The sequence below is a fragment of the Thiothrix fructosivorans genome (genome assembly GCF_017349355.1).
GTDB classification, from domain to species: Bacteria; Pseudomonadota; Gammaproteobacteria; order Thiotrichales; family Thiotrichaceae; genus Thiothrix; species Thiothrix fructosivorans.
On record NZ_JAFMPM010000006.1, the window covers coordinates 629,001 to 650,342 of the forward strand.

Below are 21,342 nucleotides of genomic sequence, written 5' to 3' on the forward strand. Positions count from 1 at the left end.
GACGGTTAACCTTTCTTGGGCATATCAATACGCCCGATCGCACAACTCACGACCGATCGGGCTTTTTCTTTCAGGGATTGCATACCTGCTACTGAGCCACGTTCGGGGTAGCCGAGGCTGAACAGGGTTTGTACGGCTGTGTCATGCACGTCGCTGGCACTGTGTAAGGTAATGACCTGATGCTCAATATCGACATCAACCGACTGAATTTGTTCATTTTCCAGTAGTTTTTTTGTGATGGTATTGGCACAACCTCCACAGCGGATATTTTCCACTTCAATACGGGTTTCCATCGTGACACCTCTTAACTGACTATCAATAAGTACAGTTGCTAATATGGAGGCAACTTCACAGAAACACAAGTATTAGCCGATCTTCAGTCCGACAAAGAAACCACCGACACCACTAATGCCCTTGCTGGTGATGTGTGACAAGCGTTCTACCAGAAAACCGCCGGATTGTTTTGCCATACCGGTAGCGGCATTGGCGGCACTTTGTAGCTTTTCATCGGTCATTTCGGTGATGCCGTAATACTCGCTGACGAATAGCAGGACGATCGCCGCACCGCCCAAAAACAAAGCAAAGCGTAGCATTTTTTTCGCGAAGTAGCCGACGGCTAAACCGATGATAAACGGTGCGCCGACATTGCCCATCAGGAATGTGGAAGACAGAAAATCAGTGCCGGGAGCACTGTTAACAGGATAATCGTTCATTGTTTGCCCTTTAAGATACCGTTGAGTTCATTAGCGTTTTATTTAGACAGCGCATTCTGCTAAATTTATTACTCATTATAAAAAATAATAGGAATAGCCGTAAAGCCATGAAGCAATCCCTTAGCTTGGCGACCGCTGTATTGTCTCTGGCAACTTCTGTTAATGCCACACAAATTATTACCCCGACGGCCGCCAGTACCGAGGTGAGTGCGGGGAGCAATGTGGTGTTCGCGCCGCGTTACAGTGTGACTGCCCCCGACAATGGTGCGGAAACAGGGCTAGGTCTGCGCGTGCATTTTAATGCGAATGCCGTGGATTTTAAAGGCGTTACCAGCCCGTTTGCGTATGGGTTGCAACCTATCGGCGAGGTGACGGCAGATACCGACGATTTCGATGCTGACCCGACCACGGATCGCTATGTGATCCTTGCGTGGGTAGACCTGACGGCGCAATGGCCGGGGGCGGATGAATTGCCGTTAGCCTTGGGCAATGTGTTGTTTCAGGTAAAAAGCGGCTTTAGCGGGACGACGCACATTCGTACTAGCGCCAGTGATACCGCCAATGGCACGGCATTGCAAAGTACCCCGATGACGCTGACTAGCGTGGCGGCTGCCCCGCCTGCGGTGCTGTTGCGTGGCTTATTGCAAGGTGCGTACAACAACAGCACGGGGTTGATGCGCGACGGTTTACGCGCCAGTGCTTTGATTTCCAGCGCCCAGCCCTACGCGTCTTTGGGGTATAGCGGCGGTGAAACCACCATGCTGCCGCTGTTGAATACGACGGGTGCGGATGCGCCAGTGGATTGGGTGTTGGTGGAGTTGCGTGATAAAACCACACCGCAAACACGCCTTGCCAGCAAAGCTGCGCTGGTGCAAGCCGACGGTGATGTGATGGATGCGGCGACAGGCAGTACCACCTTGAGCTTTGCCAGTGTTAGCGCTGGAGCTTATTACCTTGCGTTGCGTCACCGCAATCACCTTGGGGTGATGAGTGCCGCACCGCTCAACCTGTCTGCCACACCCACAGTGGTGGATTTCAGTCAAGCCAGCACGGCGGTGTACGGTGCGGATGTGCGCATTACGCAAGGTATGGTGCTGCTGTTGCCGACGGGGGATGTGAATCACGATAACAAGCTGATTGCAGATGGCCCTGACAATGACCGCAATACGGTACTGGGCACGGTGCTGTCTAACGCGAGCAATCCGGGGGCGCACACCAATTTCCAGTTACACGGTTATTACCCATCCGATTTGAATCTGGATGGCAAAACCCTGTATGTCGGCCCCGATAATGACGTGAATACGTTGCTGGCGAATATTCTCTTGTCGCCGCAAAACAGCACGTCGAGCACCAATTACATCCTGCCCGGCAGTTTGCCTCAATAAGGTCACGCATCATGAAACACTTAACTTTGGCGGGTTGGCTGTTGTTGCTGCCCTTTGCGGTGCAAGCGAATCCGAGCAGTGCGCTACAAGCTGAACCTGAAACGTTTCGGGGTGAGGCAACGCTCAAGGCTGCGCCAGCGGTGACGTTACGTTTACCAGTGGCAGCGCAACGGGCGGCGCGGGCGCAAAGCACGGCGAATACCCGCAATGCGCTTACCTTGCCTGCATTAACTGCCAGCGAAATGCAAGCCTTACAAAATGTGGGCGCGGATAAGGCGTTTCGGGTTGGTGTGGGGCGGAATTTGCCTGCCAGCGTTGGTGAACCGATGGATTTGAATGCGTGGCAATGGACGGCGGTTAGCGGTGGCAAGGCGGCGCATTTTACCTTGACCTCCAGCGGCGCATTGCGGGTGCGGGCGCAAGTGCAGTTGGGGCAAATACCTGCGGGGGTGGAATTGCGTTTCTATGCGGTGCGTGACCCTTCCATGGTATTCGACGTTGCCACCGCTGCCAATAGCGTCGTGTGGTCGCCTACGTTGGTAGGCGATAGTGTGGGGCTGGAAGTGTTTTTGCCTACGGGTGTCGCGGCTGCACAGGTGGAACTGGCGATTCCTCAGCTCTCGCATCTGGTGATTGACCCCGCCAGCAGCACGTTAAAAAGCAGTATCTTCAAAGAAGACTACGCCAGTTGTCAGCAAGATGTCGCTTGTGCCGACCCTGCGTGGCAGGAAACTGGCAAGTCGGTGGCGCGTTATGTGTTCACGGATACCAATGGGTTGAGCTATATGTGTTCGGGAACGGTGTTGACGGATAAAGATACGTCTACCCAGATTCCGTATTTCTTTACCGCTGCGCATTGCGTCAATAATGCGCAAGCGGCGAGTACGATGGATTTTTTCTGGATGTATGCCAATACCACTTGTGGTGGTACGACCAATAGCTTTACGCACACGACTGGCGGGGCGCAATTGTTGGCATCTAAGCCGGAGCTGGATACAACATTGGTGCGCTTAAACAAAAATCCGCCCACGGGTGTGACCTTATCGGGGTGGACGACGATCCCTTTAAGCAGCAATCAAGCGGTGACGGGGATTCACCATGCGCTGGGACAACCCAAAAAGTATGCGCAGGGCACTTTTCAGACCCATGTAAGCATGGCAACCTCCAGCGGTGGTTACACGATCACCCCGAACCCGAACGGTGACTTTTCGCAAGTGGTGTGGCACACGGGTATTACTGCCCCCGGCAGCAGCGGTTCTGGGATCTGGCTTGAGCAGGGCGGTGTGCATTACTTAAATGGCACATTATTAGGCGGTTCGTCGTCGTGTACCAGCACAGACGCGCCGGATGAATATAGCCGCTTTGAAAGCACTTGGCCGTTTATCAGTACGTGGTTGAATGCGACCGGTACGTCGCCGTCGTTACGGTTGCGCAGTACTACGCAACCGGCTACAGCGTTGGTGGAAGGCGTGATTATTGCGCGTTACTTACAGGGTTTGCGCGGCGCGGCATTGCTGGATGGCGTGACGACGCAAGCCTTGAATACCCCCACACTGGAAACCCAGCTTGCCGCCGTGCAACAGGTGATGGATGTGGATAACGACGGTAAAGCCGCTGCGCCTAAAGATGCTGCATTGCTGATGCGCTACTTATTAGGGTTGCGCAATGCGCCGTTAATTCAAGGGCTGGATTTGAGTACGTCGGGGCGCAAAACAGCGAGTGAGATTACTACCTATATTGCGTCGATTTTGAAAGTCACGGGCTAACTTGTCGGCATAAAAAAAGCCCGATCTATTCAATCGGGCTTACCGCTCAGACCTTGTACAACCTAGCAATACTGCACAAGGTAACTACCCTCACTAGCGGTTTTAAAACATGATAGCTTATAGTCGCTTTGATATTTATCAATGTGCAGAAAAATCGAAACGATGTCAACAAGCAGTTGATTGTGCAAATATTCTTAAACACTAACGTTGCAGCGCACAAAGCATGGGTCAGCGTGATTTATGGGTAGGGCGACGTGCCATTTTACCGTACAATCGAGAGCGTTCTATTCATGCGCACCACACTTATGTTTGATTATATTGACACTGCTGACAAACTTACTGATTTATTGATTCGCCTCGATAAGGCGGAGTGGATTACCCTCGATACCGAATTCATCCGCGAAAAAACTTATTACCCACGTTTGTGTTTGATTCAAATTGCTAGTACGGATGTGCTGGCTTGCATTGACCCGCTGGCGATTGCGGATATGCAGCCGTTTTTGACGTGGTTGCAAGACCCGAAGCGTTTGAAAGTGCTGCACGCGGCTTGGCAGGATATGGAAATTTTCCACCACCTCGGTGCTGGTAATATTCCCGCGCCGTTGTTTGATACACAAGTTGCGGCGGCAGTGCTGGGGTTGGGCGATCAAATGGGCTATGCCCGTTTGGTGGAGGCCTTGCTGGGCGTGCTGCTGGATAAATCGCAATCCCGCACCGATTGGTCGCGTCGCCCGTTGAGCAGGGCGCAATTGGAATACGCGATTGATGACGTGCGCCATTTGCGTGATGTGTTTTTGTCCTTGCGCGAGCAATTGGATAAGCTGGGGCGTACTAAGTGGTTGGAAAAGCCGTTTCAGAAATTGGCTGATCCGGCGACGTACACGGTTGACCCGCAAACGGTGTGGGAACGCGTGAAAGGCTTGCAAATCCTCAAGCCGCAGCAATTGGCGATTTTACGTGAATTGGCGGCATGGCGTGAACAGCGTGCCTTGCTGAAAGATATTCCACGCCGCTGGATTTTGTCCGATGAAATCTTGCTGGATATGGCGCGAATGCAGCCGGATAGCCCGGCGGGCTTGCGCCAAATCCGTGGGTTAAGCGACGAGCAAATCGAACGCGGTGCGGCGGAATGGCTGGCATGTGTGGCGCGGGGACTGGCTGTGCCGAAGGATGCTTGCCCGCAGTTGCCACGTCGCCGCAAGCTGGATGCGAGCATGAGCATTGTGGCGGATTTGCTGACGGCAGTGCTGAATCAGGTTGCCAATGAAAACGGCATTTCCGCGCAGATGATTGCGACGCGCCAGCAGCTTGAAAAGATGTTGGAAGAGGGGCGTACTACGCTGTCGGATGATTGGCGCGGGGCGTTGGTGAACGATGTCTTTACCGATGTGTTGACGGGCAAAGTCAGCGTGCGCGTGCGGAATCAGCAGGTCGTGTTGGAACGGTGAGGTAGCTGTTGCCATACTACCCGCTCAAATCCCAACGCAACCACCGCAAGGCAATACAACCGCTCAGGCTGCTGGTACTTCGCTGCCAGCACCGGCTGATAAGCGCGTAATTGCGCTAACGCATTCTGCAATGCCTGCTGTACCTGCGGCATGGCTTCCAGTTCCATCACGCTTTTCTCGCGCAATTGCTCGCCCGTCAGTTTCAAATCATCCAGCTTCAGGTATTTGAATTCAAAGATAAAATCTTTCAGGGTGGCGTAATGGCGCATACTGGGGCGGATAATCATCACCAGATCGGAATAACGCCGTTGCAGTGCGGTTTCCGAATCCATGATGTACCAAGTGTCGTTGAACAGCAGGGTTAGGAAAGCCGTTTTTACCGTCAGTTCATTGCTCCAGCAGTAATCACGGTTGCTGAACACGGCAAAGTATTTGCTCTCCATGAAATCTGCCAGCGGCTGCAAATTGGCGGTCTGGTAAAACTTTTCCGCTAGGCTTTCTGCTAACTGGTCATCCTGCGGGCGCGGCAAAGCATGGCGTTTCAAGCGTTCCACATACAAACCACGGATGACCAAATTCGGTACGCCCAGTACTAGCTTGCCTAATTCGCCAATGTCGCGGATGGTCAGTACGCCGAAAAAGTACAGTAATGAAAGCATATAGCGGCTGTCTTGTTGCACTTCCCGCAGTTTTTCTACACCAAACTGGTTTTCCAGTTCCTGCAACATGACAGGGTGTTCGTCATTCATAATCTGGTCAATGATGCTATGCCCGTTGGGTAATGCCGCCATGTAGCGGATACGCCCCGCATCCATTGCCAGATTGCCATCCAGAATCTTGCGGGGTGGTTCACATTCCTGTTGGTAGTGGCGCAGAAAATAGAAACACAGCGTTGGGTTATACATCAACGGGCGTTCGGTACGGTGGCAAAAGCGGTAGCCATTGTAAAACTGCCGCAGGGTTTCTAACACGCTAGCTTGTTCGGTTTGATCCTGCCCACATTCCGTCAATACTTGTGCGACCAAGGGGGTCAGTTCTTCCTGTGTCAAGCCGCACAATTCATTGAAGCGTGGTTCAAGGTAAATGCTGGTGGCGACGTTATAACCGCTGGTCATGTCACTCAATACCACCGGAGATACGCCGGTAATGAACACGCGGGAAATCTTCCCTTCGGAGGCGCTGGCTTTGATGATCTTGAACAGTGTTTTGAGAATGCCTTCGCCTTCCAATAAATCGAGGTAACGCTGTTTGTTGGCGGCATTTTGCATCAGCACGTCATTGGCGAAATTGTCGTATTCGTCGATCAGTAGGTACAGGCTGTGACCGCTGTTTTGTACTGCATTGCACAGCGATTCAAACGAAGCAATCGCGTTATCCGCATAAAGCTGTGGCGTTGCCGTGAGGTATGCTTGGTAATACGTCAGAAAGCCTTGGATAGCGATATTGACATGCGCAAATAGGTTACGTTTGATCTGCTCAATATCCCCTTGCGCCGACACTTTGGAAAAATCCCAACGCAGGATCAGGTATTGGTTGTGTTCTGGCGTAGGCTGTTGCCCAATCGCTAAATCCCCAAACAGGGTGGCGAATTCCCCCGCTGTTTTGACATCGTAATAATTTGCCAGCATCGACAACAGTAGCGATTTACCAAAACGGCGTGGACGCAGGAAAATGAGTTGCTCTCCTGCTTTTTCTATTGAGGGAATACTAGCGGTACGGTCAATGTACAGCATGTTTTGGATGCGGATACGCTGAAAGTCGCTGATGCCGTAGGGGAATTGAATCATACGTTCGTACTGCTGCTTGCCAAGAGTCGATGCTTCAAGTGTAGCATAGAGGCTGTCCCATCCCTTGTGTTAGAATCTTGGCAAACTCACGCGTAGATCAACGAACACAGGTTTAACTATGACCGAACGCACCGCCAGTGTGGCACGCAACACGCTCGAAACCCAAATCCGCATCACCATTAACCTTGATGGCACGGGCAAAGCCCGTTTCGATACGGGCATTCCTTTCCTCGAACACATGCTCGATCAAGTGGCACGCCACGGCATGATCGACCTCGACATCGAATGCAAGGGCGACCGCCACATCGACGACCACCACAGTGTCGAAGACATCGGCATTACCTTGGGGCAAGCCTTTGCGCAAGCTGTGGGCGACAAAAAAGGCATCCGCCGTTACGGGCACGCTTACGTGCCGTTGGACGAGGCATTGTCTCGCGTGGTCATCGATTTTTCCGGCAGACCGGGGCTGGAACATCAGGTGGAATACCCGCGCACCAACATTGGCGCGTTTGAAACGGATCTGTTTTACGAATTCTTTCAAGGCTTTGTGAATCACGCGCTGGTCTCGCTGCACGTCGATAACCTCAAAGGGCGCAATTCGCACCACATTGCTGAAACCGTTTTCAAAGCCTTCGGGCGGGCGCTGCGCATGGCGTTGGAACTCGACCCACGCATGGCGGGGATTATGCCATCCACCAAGGGGAGTTTGTAATGATTGGTAAATTTTATTAGTTATTTTCCACATAACGAAAAAAATAGTGCTATTATTCCGAATAAGAAACAAATTTGCGGAAATTTTTGCATGAAAAATATTAAAGATACTCTGATTCAACGTATGGCTGTCGAGTTTGGCAGTCCTTTCCTGAATGCGCTAGAGGATCGTGTTACTGCTAAATTTCAGGCATCGCTGAATTATGCCAATAGTCACTATTCACCAGAAATGCGTCCTTACGTGGTGGGCAATATGCAACATGCGCATATCGTGGATGAAGTTGTCGGAGCAGCGGTAGCTTGTGGGTTGAATGCCTTTCTTGCACCCACAAATCCGAAGGGACATCACTATGCCAAAGTAACTTCAGATAGCTTCATTTTAGGTTGTATGCGTGAACGTTCAAAAAACTGGAATACAGCTAAGCACAAGCAAGAATTGGGGAAACTGAATGAAGCGGTAGAGCCCTTCACTCTGGATATGTTTGAAGTCTCCCAGATTGGAGTAGACCCCAATAGAATTTTTGTAGTGGCAACGGTTGCCGTCAATCCGCAGCAACCTACTTTACCCTATGTTATGTTTGCAGTACCTTTTTCTGATTTGAAGAATTTTCACATGCGGGCAAGTTTGGATGAAATACGGGTTGCCTGTCATGGCAATACGTTGTCACCAGCAGATTTAGAGCCCTTACCATTCCTGAAAAAGCGTCTTGGTGACATTGAGGGTGGCAACACTGCCGGGTAAGCTGTGGGAGGAATGATGATATGCGTATCGGTGTAGCAGGTTTTCAAAGCCAGCGGTTAGTACAGGCACGTACTGTGAGGGGTTTAACCCAAACTGCTCTCAGTGCCATTAGTGGCTGTTCCAATGCGTCCCTGTCCAAGTGGGAAAGGGGGGAGCAACTTCCAGAGCTTGCTGCACTGGAAAAGGTGGCGGCTGCGTTGGGAATGCCGACGGCGTGGTTTCTTAAACCCCTGCCTGACTATGGGGATACCAGCTATTTCTTCCGCTCTAGCATTGCGCTGACCAAAGAAGCCAGAAATGTTGCTGAAGGTCGTTTGAAATGGGCATACGAACTCTCACAGGTAATACAAGAATGGGTGGGCTGGCCTACGCTCAATTTGCCCGATTCTTTGTCCCGCAAGGAAGCACTTTCCCTGACAGATGAGGAAATCGAAGCACTTGCCGTTACTTGTCGCCAGCACTGGCATTTGGGTTTGGGGCCAATTGACGATGTTATCCGTATTGTTGAAGGTTCGGGCGTTCTGACTGTGCGTGAGCCATTAGGGTATATCAAAATGGATGGTGTATCCCATTGGTTTGAACCAGAAGGTCGCCCTTACATTTTCATTGCGGCAGATAAGGCAAGTGCCGTGCGCAATCGCTTTGATGTCGCTCATGAATTGGGACATCTCATTATGCACCATTATTTGACCCCAGCCGATAACACCCGTTTGTATCACGAGTTGGAGCGCCAAGCTCACTTGTTCGCTAGCGCGTTCCTGATGCCAGCCGACAGTATTTCGGTAGAATTGGCTTGCCCTACATTGGATACCTTGCTGGTGCTGAAACGGCGTTGGAAAACGTCTATTGCAGCTATGATCATGCGGGCAAAATCCCTCAATTTGTTGGATGATGCTTATACTACCCGCCTGTGGAAAAACTACAGTGCCAGAGGTTGGAAACGTAGTGAGCCATTGGATGATGAACTGCAACCAGAATTACCACGCCTGCTGCCACGCGCCATTAAACTGCTGCTGGAAGAAGGTGGATTTAGCAAGGCGCAACTATTAAGTACCATTGGTTTGCCTGCGTCTGATGTGGAAGCCTTATGCCAGTTGTCGGAAGGTTATCTGCGTGAGAATTTTGGCGCGATTATCCAGCTCAATATACCAACATTGCGTAAGCGAGATCATCTGTCTGGCAATCGCAGTACAAGTACTCGCAGTGATACGTCAAATGTTATTTCGATGCCTGTCCGATAAAGGTATATTTATGGCTAAATCATGCTTGAAGAGAATAGTTAATGCAAACCATCACGATTATTGACTACAACATGGGCAATTTGCACTCGGTGGAACGTGCCGTTGCCCACGCCGCAGGCACTAATGCTAACGTCGTCATCAGCGCTGACCCCGATGTGATCGTCAAAGCTGACCGCGTGGTATTTCCGGGGCAAGGCGCGGCGCGTGACTGTATGCGCGAACTCGAAACCCGTGGCATGGCGGAAGTGGTGCGCGAAGTCATCCGCACCAAACCGTTCCTCGGTATTTGCATGGGAATGCAGGTATTGATGCAACATTCTGAAGAAAACGGTGGGATCGAATGCCTCGGTTTGTACGAAGGCAATGTGCGCTATTTCGGTACAGTACATCAGGAAATCGGCGTGCGCTTGAAGATTCCGCAAATGGGGTGGAATCAAATTTGGCAGCAGGTAGAACACCCGCTGTGGAAGGGCATTGCCGACGGTTCTCGCTTCTATTTCGTGCACAGCTATTACGTTGAACCCGTCACCCCCGATTTGATTGCGGGGGCGACGGAATACGGTATCAGCTACGCCTCGGCGCTGGCTAAGGACAATGTGTTTGCGATTCAGGCACACCCGGAAAAATCGGCGGACGATGGCCTGAAGTTGCTGGAAAACTTTGTCAATTGGCAGGTTTAGGGCTTGCCGCTTGCTGTTCTTGCTGCAATTGTAACTGCCACTGCTGGGCAGATTCGCGGATAGCGTTTTCCTCCGTGGTGGCGGCTCTGCCGTAGTACGCGGCGGCTTCGGCAAGATCTTTTTCGATACCCCAGCCGTTATGGTATGCCCGCCCTAGCCACAATTCTGCACCCTTATCGCCTGCCTTGCTTTCGGCTTGCAGAAACTCAACACAACTTTTTTGCCGTGCTAAGTCATTGCTGCTCAAACTGGCGCTGATGCTGTCAAGCGAGGGGATTTCACCCACGGTACTGCAAGTGGGGGCAGCGGCTGGCGCTGGTATGGGCGGTGCTAACGGTTGCGGTGTTGCCTGTGCAATGGGGGCGACTGCTGCCGTTGGTGTGGCAGGTTTAACAACCGTGGTTTTTTGGGCAAACCAGCCAAACGAAAATAAGTAGCTGCCGATGAGAATGGCAAACAGTGCGGCAATAATTAGGATTTGGGTGATCCAGAAACGGTCGAGTTTCACGGCGTCTCCTTGGCTTTGGGCATGATCAGGACATCACCCATTTCTAGCAAGTTGGGGTTGGGGATGCGGTGTTTATTGAGTTCCCACAGGGTTTTCCAAGCGGTCGCTGTGCTCAGTTTCGCGGCAGCAATTTTGCCGAGCGTATCACCGGATTGGATGGTGTAGGTATTGCTACCTTCCGGTACTTCCTTGGATATTTTGAAGGGTAAATAGTGTTTGATCAATTCTGCATACTCACTGGATTCCTTGATTTTCAGGAGTGCTGTGTTGACAGCAGTACGCATGTCATCGTTACCTTGTTTTATACCAATGGCGTAGGTGCTGTCATTCAGGTTGAAGGCGGCAATTTGCAAACTACTGCTAAATGGCTTGATTTCTTCAACTGTAAAGGGGTAATCGTAAATAATGGCATCGACATCCCGTTTTTCCAAATGATGAAACCAGCCGACACCTTCGTAAGTCACGAGGGCTTTTTTGTCGGGAATATTGTCGTTGATCCACTTAATAACAGCAGGGTCTTCGTAAGCGCCGATGGTCTTACCGCGTAGCTGTTTGATGTTTTTGATCCGGCTACCACGCGGCACAATCAGGCATTGCCCGAAATCCAGATAGCTCGCTGACCATGCGATCCCCTCAATGGAATCATCAGGGATGTAGCCGCCCATCACCATGTCAGCCTTACCTTCAACGGCTAAACTAGGCAGCTTAGAATAATCATCTTCAACCGCTTTCACGGTTGGAATGCCTAGCTCTTTGGCAACTAGTAGCGCCAAATGGTAATCGAAGCCGTCTTCTTTGCCTTCCTCATTGACCCAATACATAGGCGGAAAATCCGGTTCTACCGCTACACGTAGCACACCTGCTTTTTTTGCAGCCGCCAATACGTTGCCGGATTCGGTGGACTGGGCGGTTGCAGTAGGGGAGGTTGGTGGCAGTGGCGGTGGTACAGCAGCCGTTAATTCGGTGGCAAAACACAATAGTGCGACACTGCAAGACCAGATAACTTTCCGCATACCGAACTCCCGTTTGTTATTACTCGTTGACACGTTGAGATTATAAGGTGAATGCTCGTCGGCTCGGTGTTGACAAGATAAAAGGTCGATTTATCGGGGTGAGGTGATGGCGTTCACTATACTCAAAGGAACAGCGCGTTTTAGCGGAGGTTTCGGGCGGGCAGATTGCGGCATATTCAGAACAACACCTTCTTGCCCAATGGGAGACCCATCAGGTTAGATACAATCCAGAATGGTATCAGGGTCATTCATTAACTCTTCTTGAATTAAATACTCCCCTAACAGGTCTGGCTGAAGGTAACTGAACAGTCCCCCCTTACCCAAACGCACTAAATTTGCGACACTCCCCCGATGACCCAACAACTGAAAGACCACAGCCTCAAACAGCTTAACAGCCAGTACCTTGCCAAGCTCACGCCGGAGGAACTGCTGCACCTGTCGACCAAGTTGTTGCATGACCTGAAAGAAGCGCGGGAACAGATCAACCAAAACTCCAACAACTCCTCCAAACCACCCAGCAGCGGTTTCCCGTGGGAAACGTCACCCAAAACGGTGGCTTTGCCCGAAACAGAAGGGGTGGGTGCAGCCAGAGGAAAGCCAACCCCGGAACCAGAAGCTGTGGCGGGCACAAAGCCAGCCCAACCAGCCAAACGCAAAGCGGGTAAACAACCCGGCGCACCGGGTTATGGTCGGGTATGGCATCCGCCCATCAATGCAGACGAACACCATTACCCCAGCCGATGTGAAGCCTGTGGCAGGTCCCTGGATGCGGCTGTCTCCCGTATTTATACCGCCTATGACAGTGTGGACATCCAGTTTGGCACGGATGGGAACCCCGGACTGACCGTCATCACCACCCGCCACCACCTTCACGATAGCGTATGCACCTGCGGTCATGTGAGCCGCCATATCCCGCATCGCCAAGCTCCCGACCCGTTATACCCGGAGGTTGATGTGGGCGAGTGGCGGCTGATTGGGGGCAATCTGGCGGCACTTATTGTCCACCTACGGCTGCGCTCACGCTTGTCACTGCGTGGCACACAAGAACTGTTGCGGGAGGTGTTGGGCATTCCCCTAAGTGTCGGGGTGTTGCAGCAATGTTTTGAGGAAGCAGCCGCGAGTGCTTCTCCATTGGAAGATGCCTTGGTGGAAGGGCTGTTGGCAGAAGCCACCGCTGACGGCGGGGTGCTGTATATTGATGAAACCTCTTGGAAAGAGCGTGGCGAAGCCCTGTGGCTATGGACATTCGTCACCACCCTCAGCGTTTGTTTCTACGTAGGGCAGCGCACCATTGAAATGCTCGACAACGTGATTAGCCCCCACTTTGGGGGCTGGCTGATGAGTGATGGCTATGCCGCTTACCGCCACCACCCCAAACGCTTGCGTTGCTGGGCGCACCTGATCCGCAAAGCCCGTGGGCTGGCAGAATCACTGGACAAAGACGGGCGGACGTTTGGCAACTTCACCCTCGCTTGGCTGAGGGTATTACAGGACGACATTTACGCTTGGCGGGCAGCAGGCGGCACGGTGGGGACGCAAACCGACGTGATCCGTCAACGCCATCAGGCAAAACTCCTGGAATTCAGGGCATTATGCTTGATCCATGCCGTATCTGCCCATGACAAGACGGCGGCACTGGCGAAAGAGTTCATCAATGATTGGGATGCCATTTTCCGAATCCTTGACCACCCGTGGCTTCCCTTGACCAATAATGAGGCTGAGCGGGCGTTGCGCCATTGGGTGATCCTGCGCAAAACCAACCATGGCACAAAGAGTGCTACGGGGAGCCGTGCGTTTGCCATGCTGGCCAGCATCATCGGTACTTGCCGCAAACGTGGACAGTCTGCCTTGGCTTATCTTGCCAGTGTTATTACCGCTGCCCGCGCTGGCTTTGCCCTGCCCGCTTTACCGCAAGGGGTGGGGATGTGATCAATTACGGCTGAAGAGGCTCAATATAATTACAGGGCTGATTTTCATCGACAGCAGTAGCCTGATGGCAGGGGTAGATACCGTGTAGCAAATCTATGATTGCCCGTCGTTCGTGGTATTTGCTTTCCATTAAAAGCGGGATATTACTCAAAATTCGTTCGGCACTTTGTTTGTCGGGTACGCCACCGATCAGTGTTATTTTCGCCATCGCTGTCCCAATGGCTTTGTGGAGACTTTTGGGCAGCATCTGCTCGTAAGCCTGTCTCTCCCAAAAGTGCCGTTCACGGTTTAGGATGACCTCTAAAATGCTTTGGAGTCCTTGACTGGCTTGCTTACCATCAACATTGATCAATGCCTGCATATGCAATAATAAGACACGCTCAAAATGTTCGGCTTGAATATCCGCAGGCATGTCTAGTGCAGGATCACATTGCAAACGTTGGGCAAAGTGTTTTGATGCAAGCAGGAAGGATTCCTCCCGATCCCTCAGCCTCAAAAATAATGGGCGCAACACGATCCAAGAGGTCGCTTGCCCCATCAGTAAGTCACCGACACTTTGCCCCGCTTGTTTGAGGATACTCCACCAGTCTGCTGCTGCTCTTGCCAACAAGACCACCCGAACCTTGGTGTTTACCCGTAATGCGGCGGCGAGCAACATCAACACTTCATTTCGACGGGTTTCAGCATAGTCGATTACAATGAATGCTGGTGTTTCCAGCATTGCCAGCCAATCAAAACGTTTCTGTCCCTCTCCTTCTGTTGTGCCATGGCGTAGAAAACCGGTTGCCCAGTGGTACTGTTTTTTTAGTTGTTGGCACTGTTCACTCGCCAAGCGGGTTTTACCCATGCCGCCGGCACCCGTATAAAGTCGTACTGCCACTGGGTTATCATCCAGACACCATGTCATCAAGTCATTCAGTTCCTGTTCCCGCTGGTGGAAGGGCACAATAGCGTATTCGGCTTTTAGCAATGCGCCCGGTGGTGAATAGTGAGCATTCCATTGCAATGGAGTGGGATAGATGAGTTCCGGGAAGATGGGAGGCAGTAACGCTTCATAATTACTCAAACCTAAAAATTCTGCCAATGTCATGGCCTTGTTTTTATCCAGTTTGATGCCATTCCAAGCATTCTTAGGCGTCGTTGGTTCTGTTGTAATGTCAGAAGGTTGAGCGATATGACGTATAAACTCCCTTTCAAACGCAGGCAAGCCCTTCATTCCACGGCTTGCTGCGAGCTGCCTTACTTTCAGAGCATCCAGTGTGACACTGCGTTCACGTTTACGGACACTTGCCTTAGCCGTTGTATCAGGCATCATCTCTCTCCGGTTCTGTGAACAAAGTTTGATTCCATCACTGCCAACTGTTGAGACAATTCAGCAATCTCAGCCGTATTATCCATATTACCCAGTACCTCCCTTAATCTTTTTGCCGTTTGCAGAAAATTCGGATCATCCGCCTCAAACTGAGCCTTGCACAAAGTCTGCAACATCAGCAATAAATCATCATAACCTTCTTCTGTTTCCTCAATAATTTGCCATTGCCATGATAATGCCTGCTGTAAACTGCTGATAGCCAAATCGGCTTGCCCACAAGCGTGAGCCATACTCCCCCGGTTAAGCAAAGCCAATGCCTGATTGGTACGCATGTTCAAGGTTAAAGGTTCTGGCAACTCACCATAGAGTTTGACAGCTTGATTGGCACTATGCAGTGCTTGTGTGGTGGATTCGCTGGCTTGCAAAAATCCCAAATTAGTCCATGCATCAGCAAGATCAATTTTATAGGCAGGTACTTCATCAAGCGGTAATGCTTCCAACAGTGCAATGGCTTTTTGTGCTGCTAGGATGGCTTCAGCATTACGTCCGATCCGGTTTAATAGGGTAGACTGGAGATTAAGCAGATCTGCCATACGTTGCCCGTCAATCTGTGCATATTGCTGGGCATGGGCAATGATTTTATCGGCCCAATTCAAGGCAATATCGTATTGTTCTGACTCAATCAAGGATGAAAGGCGCACTTTGGCAACTTGGTGGTAGGCTGGTGGGTGTGCTTCTTTCAGATAAGCGGGACTACTATCCCAATAAGCAAGTGCTTCATCTGCACTGGCTAACGCTGCCGGATAATTTTCCAGTTGCTCATAAATCGCCGCCAATGTACCTAAAGTAACCGCTAAATCAGTGTGGAAGACATCATCGTTTATTGTTAGACGGCGGTAGAGGCGAATACAGGTAGTGATACTCCTTTGCGCTCTGAAAATGTCACCACTTTGCATTCTGGCGTTGCTTAAGGTATTTAATGCCATTGCTACATTGGCAGTATTGCCGGGTAGGTTACGGTAAAGGCATAGTGTGCGGTGGGCATCACGGATTGCTTCATCGTGACGGAACAAGGCCAGATAAACTTCGATGCGGTTATTCAAGGTAGCCGCTAGATTTGTGGTGAAACGGGCGGGAAATTGCCTGAAAAGGGGTTCTAGTATGGCTACGGCTTGATCCATTTTTTGTTGGGCAGCATCTAGCTTCCCAATAGTCAGATCTACAATCCCCATATTACTCAACAAATTACTATAATGGCTGGCAAATGCATGGGGGCGATACTGATAAAGCTTGGTGAGTTCATTAAGGGCTTCGGTGGAGGCAGCTTCAGCCGCTTCCTGATTTCCTAAACGGCCTTCCAGCATCGCGAGGGTTTCCAGTGTATCAATATGTTCAAGTCCATATCTGTCCTTAGCATGGTTTGACAAATCACGGATAATGATCAAGTTATCGCGTAGCAGGTCAGTAGCTATATCAAGCTGGTCTATCTGCTCATAACACCCAGCCAAATTGTGTAAAATGCGGTGTTGGAGATAGATGTGTTCCATGGATGGGTTAGCAATTTGCTTGATGAAATAGTCTGCTTTAGCACCTGCATCAATGGCCTCACTGATGCGTTCCTGCATCTTGTAATAAGAGCTCAGCACTAATAAAACGTTGGCATATTGAGCAATATGTCCGGCGGGATCAGTTTCGTACAATAATCGGTAGCCTGTGGTCACTTCCTGTTGTACCAACAGGGCATCCTCCATCTGTCCAACGTGCATCAGGCATTCTGAAAGGCCGAACAGACTTTGCAAAAATTGGGTATCCAGTACGTCCATACCATTACGTTGGTATAAACAGGCGCTCTCAAACGCGTGGGCTAAGGCTGTTGAACGTTCGCCTATATCTGCTAAAGCGGCAGCATAAGTGCCAGTTGTTTCCGCGATTAATGCCCAATCATCGGGGTGCTTTGCTTTTGCCAGTTCCGCCGCCCGTTTGGCAATGACTGTATGAACTTCACGTAGAGAAATCGTATTGGCAGGCAGCGATTCGTAAAGTTCCAATAGCAAATCATCGTTGGGGGAGTTGGTTAGGTACTCCGCTATGATTTGTCCAATGGGATCGCCTGTTTCCTGAGCGACCGCTAATGCAGGTAACAGGCACGAATCACCGTATTTTCCAAAGAATAAGCGTAAATAGGCGACATTATCCGAGTTGGTTTCACAAATGCGCGTAAGCCTAGTGAGGGCAGTTGTTAATTCATGGTGCAAGCTTTTCACAAATATCTAATTAAACCAAATAGTCAAGCTCTCAAGCGAAAGAAAAGGTTAATATTATCGAAGATAATATTAACCTTAATGCATGATCAATGCCTACCACTATCGCCTTGGTAAGTATCATGATAAATCATACCTTGTGTGAGTATACAAGTTGTAACCTTAAAATGGTTATCTAGCATTATCTGCATATCGTCGTATTTCCGTTAGGACTAATGACATCATGGCAATCTTGTTTTCCGATTGATCCACTACATCCTGTAATGAATAAAAAACAATATATTAATAAAATAAATTTAGCTTTCATATTTGCTCTCCAAAAACAATAACTATTTCGATGCAGCATCGGTTGTTGGATTATTCGCGGCACTTATTAACATACCAGCCAGTCCAATCGCCATAATAATTCCACCTAGTCCATCCATCATTTTTGAAGGTGGTTCTAGATTAGTCGTAGTGGTACTGCTACCATCTTTCCCTGTTGTTACTACAGCTTGAGTGCTGCACCCATAATTACAGACCATCATTGAAAGAATGATAGCAGTTGAAATAAATTTTTTCATAAAACATCTCTATTATAAAAATTCGATGAATTTGTCGTATAGTATTTCCGACAAATAGCCCTATGGTTTTTTTGTAAAATATAATAAAACGAAGATGAAAGACTTAAAAATTAAGGTTTGTAGTACCCAATAATTTTAAGTTCTGCGGCTGCCTTCTCTATCGTTGTAGAACTTGCCCGACGTTCAGTCTTTTTGCCTTTAGTAAAATTGGTCTCTGTAATTCTAATTGCACCCGTATCAGCAGAATGGCATCCTTCTACTACAGCAACATGACCATGGACATCAAAACTAGTGCTATCAATAATAGCTACCGAACCTGCTGAACAGGTCTGGTTATTTATAATTTTCTTTTTACTTGCCCAGTCAGTTAATCCAGTAGGCAATGAAGGTACGCGACCTCTTGCATAAGCAACACACTGACTAGCATCATTTCCAAGAACTTTTGTGGTAATTTCAGCTTCAACAGTTGTTGCAGTAAGCAATGCGGGAATAATAAGATATAGCGATTTCACGAGTTTCATTATCATCACTTTAAAAATTAATTTAGCCAAACAATATTCATTTAAATACTTGATTATTAATAACATTAATAAAGAAAAAATAATATGGAACGTGCTATTTTCAAGTATTTAATGATTAAATAACAACTTATTTACCACTTCAATGTGTGATTAATTTATTGTCTGTTGGTTAATATAAACTGAACTGATGAGAAGTCTAGTGTGGAAATTTTCACATAGTGAGTGACTATAAATTGACCTATAATAAAAGGTATGATGGGATTTGGCTTACGCGAAACGAGAGCTACTTTAACTGATCGAGAATATTCAATAACCCAACAAGGTACAGCAACTTGTCTTTGGTTATTTTGCCCAGTCTGTTACGCATTCCGTCCAGTATGTTGGTGGCGTAGAAGTAGCTGATGTCCGTTGAGTCTTGGATATTCTTGAATGGCTTGCCTGAGGCAAGGTAACGGAGCACGACGATCTCTTTAGACTTCAGGCTGGCGAGCAGGGGAAGAATGAATTTGTGCGGGAGACTGGCATCCGCAAAGTTAATGTCATGGAACAGTTTGGTGCAATGGATCAGTGTATCCAGGCGTTCCTGTTTGAGTACCTGAAAGGCATGATCTTTTTCTGAACTGACAATACTCGCTCCGGCTGCACCACGTTCATCGAACATGGTTGGGATGGAGATAGCGTTGATGATGCCGTAATCTTCCCGGGCAAGCTGGATCAGGTGCTTTTCATCTGGGTTGAGTTGGGCTTGTGTCTCATGCTCTCGCCAGTCCATTGGCTGGATATCGCCTCCCAAAACCTTTCTAACGGTGAAATCCTGTTGATCCAGTCGCTCGGCTTCATAATGTTGTAGAAATTCTGTCGAATAAGTCGCCGTATGGAGAAAAATGGCAGGTATATCTGTGAATGCTTCCCACTGAGCGCGAGCGGCGAAAGTGTAGGTTGCTCCTTCAAACCCCAGCAATTGCAGGTATTTTTCATAAATCTGAAAACGCTCTTCAAGCGTGTTGGTAGCATATAGTTCTGCGATATAGTTGCCTAAAAGGGCATGATCAACACTCATGAATGACACTCTCGCGTATGGGAAAAGGGCGGCAGGATTCCTGCCTACCGCCACACTACATCAAGTTAGGTTGTGGTTAACCGTTCTTACGTAACACCAAAAAATTTAGCCCTCCCCGAAAGTGCCGTTGATGACATTCTTCGACGCGAAAGCCTAGCTGTTGAACTTGACTGACTAGATCACCCATGCTGATGAAGTGGGCTTGGGGGTTTGTTGCCAGTTTCAAGTTATAAGCCTTGTAAGCTTCAAAATCAGGGTGTGCCAGCAGTTCTTTCCAAGCATCCCGTGCCAGTTCCGCCAGTTCCAATTTCCTGTTGGGGGTAGCCAACACAAAAACTGCGCCGGGGGCTAATATCGTGAAAACATGTGTCAGCACTGCCACGGGATCAGACCATGAGTAATAGCTTTGAATGGAAACCCCTGAGGTAAATTGTCGGTTATCCACATCCTCTATTTTGCCATGGCGAATAGTGAAAGCAGGGCATTGCAGGTTGTTTAGAATCCAACGAGCCATTGATACCATTTCTTCAGCATAATCCACCCCTGTATAAGACACTACCCGCTCTTCATCTAGTAACAATGGGGCAATCTTTGCACTACCACAACCGCAGTCTATTACATCCCCTGATAAATGCAAACAGGCTTCACGATAGACTTCCAATTGCATGGAAGTAGTGACGGATGCAAATAATCGGGCATAGTTATCCCATTCTTGCATGAGATAAGGTGGTTGGTTGGTTAATGTCGGTGTGTTCATATTCAAATCTCCCCCCAAAATTTGAGGAATGTTGGAATAACTTTCTGTACACGGCATTCCAGCAAGGAAAAGCGGTAACCTGTCCCATAGGTGAAGCCAATGTCATCCAGCAAGATGTTGGCCCCGGCTGTTTTTTGATACAGGCTGACGTTCTTGTCACGGATGATGAAGATCAGCGAATCAATCCCATACCCTGCTGCAATCTCATAGTAGGTGTAAAAATAGGCAGGCAAGATGCCGCGAGCCTCACGGGTAATGGTAAACTTGCTGGATTCAGCGACTACCAATCCCTGTTGGCGCAATTTGTCGATTGCTGGCTTGACGATCTCATCGGCCGGAAGCCCAAATGGACCATCAAACGCAATCCGCCCGGTGCTGGTCAATTCTCCCGCCTGATTTTGGCTATACAACACACAAGCTGTGCCATCATAAGCATCATCCTTAAAATGCGTGACACCCGGATAAAGTTTGCTGTACTCCGCTTCTCTGAGTTTCCATACTGCCTTGAATTCTGCCTCAGTAGTGGCGATTTTCAGGCGTTCTGGCACTTGCGAAAGTGCCAGTTCTGTCATCATTACTTGCATCTGGATCTCCTTGAACTAGTAGGTGATCCCAAGCGCTTGGTCTCTGTTTCATTGCATATGCTGGGGTCAGTATGCATTTCTAGAAACGGTCTGTGAGGACAGATAAGCAGTCGTTAAGTCAGATAAGAAGAAAGATCATAGACATGGTGCATCAGACATAAGGGATAATATGCCTGATGGTAATCGGAATGTTGGTGGGAATTTTATGTAGGAAAATAGTAATAACTGCCAACACAAGGAGACGGGTTTCCACGGGGTAACGTAATCCACGGGTGGCGGGCTTGCCGTGGCAAATGCTGAGGTCGATGGTGATACGACGGTTGTGTGCATTCATTCGCAGTCCCTCAGGTACTTTTCAAAA

The 21,342-nt window shown here is 49.4% G+C and carries 21 protein-coding genes; 8 read left to right on the top strand and 13 right to left on the bottom strand.

Annotated elements, in window-relative coordinates:
• Positions 1–5: 5 nt before the first annotated feature.
• A complete protein-coding gene (locus J1836_RS06300; protein ID WP_207250238.1) occupies positions 6–293 on the bottom strand; it encodes a heavy-metal-associated domain-containing protein in 288 nt (95 codons plus the stop codon).
• 72 nt (positions 294–365) lie between these two features.
• Entirely contained in the window at positions 366–713 is a 348-nt protein-coding gene (locus J1836_RS06305; RefSeq protein WP_207250239.1) for an FUN14 domain-containing protein, read from the bottom strand.
• Between the two features lie 107 nt (positions 714–820).
• On the opposite strand from J1836_RS06305, the gene J1836_RS06310 reads away from it, so the two are divergent.
• The 3 genes from J1836_RS06310 to rnd all read left to right on the top strand — a co-directional run bounded on the left by J1836_RS06310 (position 821) and on the right by rnd (position 5,312).
• The gene (locus J1836_RS06310; protein WP_207250240.1) at positions 821–2,098 is read left to right on the top strand and encodes a hypothetical protein; all 1,278 of its coding nucleotides are present in this window, start codon (positions 821–823) and stop codon (positions 2,096–2,098) included.
• Positions 2,099–2,109: 11 nt separating this feature from the next.
• Positions 2,110–3,864 (top strand): trypsin-like serine peptidase, encoded by a 1,755-nt coding sequence (locus J1836_RS06315; RefSeq protein ID WP_207250241.1) that lies wholly within the window; start codon positions 2,110–2,112, stop codon positions 3,862–3,864.
• Positions 3,865–4,169: 305 nt separating this feature from the next.
• On the top strand, positions 4,170–5,312 hold the full coding sequence (gene rnd, locus J1836_RS06320; RefSeq protein ID WP_207250242.1) for a ribonuclease D: 1,143 nt from the start codon (positions 4,170–4,172) through the stop codon (positions 5,310–5,312).
• Here rnd and J1836_RS06325 read toward each other — a convergent pair.
• Positions 5,288–7,099: an AAA family ATPase gene (locus tag J1836_RS06325; protein WP_207250243.1), complete on the bottom strand. Its 1,812-nt coding sequence runs from the start codon at positions 7,097–7,099 to the stop codon at positions 5,288–5,290. The genes rnd and J1836_RS06325 overlap by 25 nt on opposite strands.
• 118 nt (positions 7,100–7,217) lie before the next feature.
• Between J1836_RS06325 and hisB the strand changes: the two genes are divergently transcribed.
• The 4 genes from hisB to hisH all read left to right on the top strand — a co-directional run bounded on the left by hisB (position 7,218) and on the right by hisH (position 10,473).
• Positions 7,218–7,811, top strand: a complete 594-nt coding sequence (hisB, locus tag J1836_RS06330) for an imidazoleglycerol-phosphate dehydratase HisB (protein ID WP_207250244.1) — start codon at positions 7,218–7,220, stop codon at positions 7,809–7,811.
• 90 nt (positions 7,812–7,901) lie between these two features.
• Positions 7,902–8,552 carry a hypothetical protein gene (locus tag J1836_RS06335; RefSeq protein WP_207250245.1) on the top strand — a complete coding sequence of 217 codons (651 nt, stop codon included), beginning with the start codon at positions 7,902–7,904 and terminating at the stop codon, positions 8,550–8,552.
• 20 nt (positions 8,553–8,572) lie between these two features.
• Positions 8,573–9,793 (top strand): helix-turn-helix domain-containing protein, encoded by a 1,221-nt coding sequence (locus tag J1836_RS06340; protein WP_207250246.1) that lies wholly within the window; start codon positions 8,573–8,575, stop codon positions 9,791–9,793.
• A gap of 41 nt (positions 9,794–9,834) precedes the next feature.
• A complete protein-coding gene (gene hisH, locus J1836_RS06345) occupies positions 9,835–10,473 on the top strand; it encodes an imidazole glycerol phosphate synthase subunit HisH (RefSeq protein WP_207250247.1) in 639 nt (212 codons plus the stop codon).
• On the opposite strand, the gene J1836_RS06350 is transcribed toward hisH, so the two are convergent.
• Together J1836_RS06350 and J1836_RS06355 are read right to left on the bottom strand one after the other, a co-directional pair.
• Positions 10,457–10,981, bottom strand: coding sequence for an SEL1-like repeat protein (locus J1836_RS06350; protein WP_207250248.1), 525 nt, complete (start codon positions 10,979–10,981; stop codon positions 10,457–10,459). The two genes, hisH and J1836_RS06350, sit on opposite strands and share 17 nt — an antisense overlap.
• A complete protein-coding gene (locus tag J1836_RS06355; RefSeq protein ID WP_207250249.1) occupies positions 10,978–11,994 on the bottom strand; it encodes a transporter substrate-binding domain-containing protein in 1,017 nt (338 codons plus the stop codon). Before J1836_RS06355 ends, J1836_RS06350 begins: the two co-directional genes overlap by 4 nt.
• A 351-nt stretch (positions 11,995–12,345) precedes the next feature.
• Between J1836_RS06355 and tnpC the strand changes: the two genes are divergently transcribed.
• The gene (gene tnpC / locus J1836_RS06360; protein ID WP_242632653.1) at positions 12,346–13,923 is read left to right on the top strand and encodes an IS66 family transposase; all 1,578 of its coding nucleotides are present in this window, start codon (positions 12,346–12,348) and stop codon (positions 13,921–13,923) included.
• A 4-nt stretch (positions 13,924–13,927) separates the two neighbouring features.
• Here tnpC and J1836_RS06365 read toward each other — a convergent pair whose 3' ends face one another.
• The 8 genes from J1836_RS06365 to J1836_RS06400 form a co-directional block, all read right to left on the bottom strand.
• The gene (locus J1836_RS06365; protein WP_207250250.1) at positions 13,928–15,238 is read right to left on the bottom strand and encodes a hypothetical protein; all 1,311 of its coding nucleotides are present in this window, start codon (positions 15,236–15,238) and stop codon (positions 13,928–13,930) included.
• Positions 15,235–17,499 (bottom strand): tetratricopeptide repeat protein, encoded by a 2,265-nt coding sequence (locus J1836_RS06370; protein WP_207250251.1) that lies wholly within the window; start codon positions 17,497–17,499, stop codon positions 15,235–15,237. The genes J1836_RS06365 and J1836_RS06370 overlap by 4 nt, the downstream gene beginning before the upstream one ends.
• Positions 17,500–17,825: 326 nt before the next feature.
• Complete coding sequence (locus tag J1836_RS06375) at positions 17,826–18,059, bottom strand: YgdI/YgdR family lipoprotein (protein ID WP_207250252.1); 234 nt, start codon at positions 18,057–18,059, stop codon at positions 17,826–17,828.
• Between the two features lie 110 nt (positions 18,060–18,169).
• Positions 18,170–18,610 carry a CHAP domain-containing protein gene (locus J1836_RS06380; RefSeq protein WP_207250253.1) on the bottom strand — a complete coding sequence of 147 codons (441 nt, stop codon included), beginning with the start codon at positions 18,608–18,610 and terminating at the stop codon, positions 18,170–18,172.
• Positions 18,611–18,863: 253 nt separating this feature from the next.
• Positions 18,864–19,640, bottom strand: a complete 777-nt coding sequence (locus tag J1836_RS06385) for an autoinducer binding domain-containing protein (RefSeq protein WP_207250254.1) — start codon at positions 19,638–19,640, stop codon at positions 18,864–18,866.
• A gap of 76 nt (positions 19,641–19,716) precedes the next feature.
• Entirely contained in the window at positions 19,717–20,454 is a 738-nt protein-coding gene (locus tag J1836_RS06390; protein WP_207250255.1) for a class I SAM-dependent methyltransferase, read from the bottom strand.
• A complete protein-coding gene (locus J1836_RS06395) occupies positions 20,400–20,981 on the bottom strand; it encodes an N-acyl amino acid synthase FeeM domain-containing protein (RefSeq protein WP_207250256.1) in 582 nt (193 codons plus the stop codon). Before J1836_RS06395 ends, J1836_RS06390 begins: the two co-directional genes overlap by 55 nt.
• Before the next feature lie 151 nt (positions 20,982–21,132).
• The gene (locus tag J1836_RS06400; RefSeq protein ID WP_207250257.1) at positions 21,133–21,315 is read right to left on the bottom strand and encodes a DUF433 domain-containing protein; all 183 of its coding nucleotides are present in this window, start codon (positions 21,313–21,315) and stop codon (positions 21,133–21,135) included.
• Between the last annotated feature and the right edge of the window lie 27 nt (positions 21,316–21,342).

Bases quoted from the DNA above. Each gene is read 5' to 3' on its own strand.
- J1836_RS06300 (WP_207250238.1), bottom strand. From the start codon at position 293: ATGGAAACCCGTATTGAAGTGGAAAATATCCGCTGTGGAGGTTGTGCC.
- J1836_RS06305 (WP_207250239.1), bottom strand. From the start codon at position 713: ATGAACGATTATCCTGTTAACAGTGCTCCCGGCACTGATTTTCTGTCT.
- J1836_RS06310 (WP_207250240.1), top strand. From the start codon at position 821: ATGAAGCAATCCCTTAGCTTGGCGACCGCTGTATTGTCTCTGGCAACT.
- J1836_RS06315 (WP_207250241.1), top strand. From the start codon at position 2,110: ATGAAACACTTAACTTTGGCGGGTTGGCTGTTGTTGCTGCCCTTTGCG.
- rnd (WP_207250242.1), top strand. From the start codon at position 4,170: ATGTTTGATTATATTGACACTGCTGACAAACTTACTGATTTATTGATT.
- J1836_RS06325 (WP_207250243.1), bottom strand. From the start codon at position 7,099: ATGATTCAATTCCCCTACGGCATCAGCGACTTTCAGCGTATCCGCATC.
- hisB (WP_207250244.1), top strand. From the start codon at position 7,218: ATGACCGAACGCACCGCCAGTGTGGCACGCAACACGCTCGAAACCCAA.
- J1836_RS06335 (WP_207250245.1), top strand. From the start codon at position 7,902: ATGAAAAATATTAAAGATACTCTGATTCAACGTATGGCTGTCGAGTTT.
- J1836_RS06340 (WP_207250246.1), top strand. From the start codon at position 8,573: ATGCGTATCGGTGTAGCAGGTTTTCAAAGCCAGCGGTTAGTACAGGCA.
- hisH (WP_207250247.1), top strand. From the start codon at position 9,835: ATGCAAACCATCACGATTATTGACTACAACATGGGCAATTTGCACTCG.
- J1836_RS06355 (WP_207250249.1), bottom strand. From the start codon at position 11,994: ATGCGGAAAGTTATCTGGTCTTGCAGTGTCGCACTATTGTGTTTTGCC.
- tnpC (WP_242632653.1), top strand. From the start codon at position 12,346: ATGACCCAACAACTGAAAGACCACAGCCTCAAACAGCTTAACAGCCAG.
- J1836_RS06365 (WP_207250250.1), bottom strand. From the start codon at position 15,238: ATGATGCCTGATACAACGGCTAAGGCAAGTGTCCGTAAACGTGAACGC.
- J1836_RS06375 (WP_207250252.1), bottom strand. From the start codon at position 18,059: ATGAAAAAATTTATTTCAACTGCTATCATTCTTTCAATGATGGTCTGT.
- J1836_RS06385 (WP_207250254.1), bottom strand. From the start codon at position 19,640: ATGAGTGTTGATCATGCCCTTTTAGGCAACTATATCGCAGAACTATAT.
- J1836_RS06390 (WP_207250255.1), bottom strand. From the start codon at position 20,454: ATGCCGTGTACAGAAAGTTATTCCAACATTCCTCAAATTTTGGGGGGA.
- J1836_RS06395 (WP_207250256.1), bottom strand. From the start codon at position 20,981: ATGCAAGTAATGATGACAGAACTGGCACTTTCGCAAGTGCCAGAACGC.
- J1836_RS06400 (WP_207250257.1), bottom strand. From the start codon at position 21,315: ATGAATGCACACAACCGTCGTATCACCATCGACCTCAGCATTTGCCAC.